Here is a 2,965-nt window from a genome sequence, read left to right as displayed (position 1 = left end):
TGACTTCGGCTTCGCTCGCCATGACCTTGGTCGAGCACCGGCACCGGGTTCGCGCTGAGCAGGCCCAGCTGACGTAGGTCGTCGGCGTACTTGTCGATCAGTTCCGCCGAGATGTGCGGGATGTCCTTGTCGGGCCCGACCTTGGCTGTGCGCACCTCGGCGTGGAACACATCGGTCGGTGCGGCCGCACCCCGGACCGGCTTTTCTGGCTTGCGGAATGCGTGTAGCAGGGGCAGGACCGAGTGCTGACGCTGCCGTTCGGGCAGACCGGTCAGCGCGGTCTGCAACCGCGTCAGCCATTCGTCGTAGTCGTCGATGCGCTGAATCTTGTTGCCGGCCCGAATCAGCCAGTCCACGAACACATCCAGTGAGACACCGTCGTCGTAGGGGTTCATCACGTCGAAGGAGCGGTAGCCGTCGGTGACCCGCGTGCCGATCGTGGTGATCGCCTCAGCGGTGAAGTCGACCGGCAGGCCGTCGTAGTGTGCCCGCGCCCGGCTGCCTATGCCGTCGCTTTCGTAAAACGAACGCGGTGCGATGCCCGTCACCAGCAGGCTGAAGATCAGTCTGGTGAACATGTCCGGCGCGTTGAACTGCCCGCGGTATCGGGTGTGCGCCAGGATCATGTCGGACCGGAACACGGCCACCGGCAGGCCGCACAGGTCGTTGGCTTCCCGGAGCAGAACCTCGCCGGCCCATTTGCTGTTGGCATATCCGTTGGCGTAGTCGTCGTTGATCGGACGGGTGGGGCTGACCCGGCGGATGTCGCCGTCCTCTTCGAACTGGCCGGGCGGCACCGTCATCGCCACCGCGATGGTGGAAAGGTAGGTGACGGGCTTGATCCGGGTGGTGATTGCCAACCGGATAAGCTCAGTGGTCCCAACGACATTCGGGCCGAACAGCTGGTCGTAGGGCAGCACATGGTTGACCAGCGCGGCCGGGTGCACGATCAGATCGACGCTGTCGGCCAGCCGCTGCCAGGTTGCGGCGTCCACACCCAGATCCTGGTCGCCGATATCACCGGGTAGCACCTCGAGGTGCGCGGCGGCCAGCTCACGGAACCGGCTCAGCAGCTCAGGATCGCCACTGTCGAACGCCTTTTCCAGTCGCGCCCGGGCCTCGTCGGCGTTGCGCCCGCGCACGATGGTGATCAGCTTGCCGTCCCGCCCGGCGAGTCGCTCCAGCCACTCCAGGGTCAGGAACCGCCCCAGCCAGCCGTTCGCGCCAGTCAGCAGGACAGTGTTGGGTTCGCTGGTGACGTGCGGCAATGACTTTGCGTTCGACAATGTCTGGGCGTCGATGAACTTGTCCAACGTTAATTCGCTGGCCGAAATCGAGGTCGCGCCCTGGCCGTGAACGGTCGTGAAGCTCGGACGCCGCGCGCCGGCGCTGCGCTGTGTCTCGATGTAGTCCGCGAGCCTTTCGATGTTGTTGGCCGGGCTGATGATCGCTCCGACCGGCACCTCGACCCCGAAGATCTCCTCGATTAGGTTGGAGAATGTCAACGCGGACAACGAATCTCCGCCGAGGTCAGTGAAATGGGCGTCGGGGTTGGCGCGCGCGGTGCCGAGCAGAGCGCGGCTGGCCCGGGCCAGTGTCTCCACCACCGGCCGATCGGCCGCCGTCTCGCGCAGCGCCCGTATCTCGTCGACTTGTGCGGCTGCGATGTCGGTGTACATCTGCTCGAGCCGCTCGCCGTAGTGCTCCGTGAGTCTGGGCCGTAGCAACTTGCCCAAGCCGGATAGCAATCCGTTCTCGTCGGTGAAAGGTTCTGTCTCAATCAGGAAGTCGACTGGCACCTCGTAGGATTGCAGCTCGGCCGCGGTCGCGGTCTGCCGCAGCGACTCGCGCAGCGCGGCTTTCCGCCCGGCGATGTCGTCGCCGAACTCGCCAAGTGCTTCCGGGGTGGGCACGATGACGGCCAGCAGGCTTGGCCGTTCGCTGTTGCCATACACGAAGATCTGTCGCACCAGTGGAGCTCCGGCATAGACGGCTTCCAGGTTCGCCACGGCGACAAACTCGCCCTGAGCGAGCTTGAGCACGTTGTTGCGGCGGTCGACATAGACCAGGCGATCGGGCTCGGTCTCGGCCATCACGTCGCCGGTCCGGTAGTACCCGTCCTCGTCGAAAACCTGGGCGGTGATCTCCGGGCGCTTGTAGTAGCCCGGCGTCATCGTGTCGGTCTTGACCAGCAACTCCCCGCGCGGGTGGGGCCGGTCGGTGCGGAAGTAACCCAGCTCGGGGACGTCGATTAGCTTGTAGTCGAGCACCCGCTTCCGGCTGATCACGCCGTCCCTGGTGAGGATGCCGGTCTCGGTCAGGCCGTAGCCGTCGATAATGTGTACGTCCAGCGTCGAATCCAGGAACGTCTTCATCTCCCCGGCCAGCGGCGCGCTGCCGACGAAACCGCCCAGCACCCGACCGCCCAGCAGCCGCTCCCTCAATTCGGCCGCGGCGTCCTCCTCGGCGTCTGCCGAGTCGGCTCCTTCGGCGATCCGGCGGTCGACGGCGCTGCGGTAGTCCTGGAACAGCATCTCGACTACACGCGGAACCACGCCCATTTCGGTGGGCCGCACCAGTGCCCAGTCTTCGAACAGCGTGGACAAATCCGACTCGGGTACGAAGTAGTTGGTACCACCGGCGATGAACGCCGACGCCAGCGGCAGCCGTCCGCCGAGGTGGTTCAGGGGCAGGAAGTTCACGTTGAGCACCGGTATGCCTGGCGTTAAGAAGAACCCTGATGTCCACACCTTGGTGACCGTCCGCTCCGTGTACATGGCGCCTTTGGGCGCACCGGTGCTGCCGGACGTGTACATGATCATCGCCAAGCGCTCGTCGCTGCCCTCGGTGTAGGCCGGTCCGGCAGGCAGTTGGCTGCCGCACTCGACGACCTCGTCCACCGTGGTGACGACCACCTGTGCGCCCACCTCTTGCAGGCGGGCACGGGCCGACTCGAAGTTCTCCC

1 protein-coding gene is annotated in these 2,965 nt (G+C 65.4%); it reads right to left on the bottom strand.

The window, feature by feature from the left end; all coding sequences use genetic code 11:
* Positions 1 to 2,965: carboxylic acid reductase (gene car, locus JWP83_RS12630; protein ID WP_297730282.1), on the bottom strand; the 2,965-nt coding region annotated here is incomplete at both ends.

Source organism: Mycobacterium sp., from assembly GCF_025965855.1.
Lineage (GTDB): Bacteria > Actinomycetota > Actinomycetes > Mycobacteriales > Mycobacteriaceae > Mycobacterium.
Note: the sequence above shows the minus strand (reverse complement) of the source record. Positions and strands in the feature narration are given on the sequence as shown.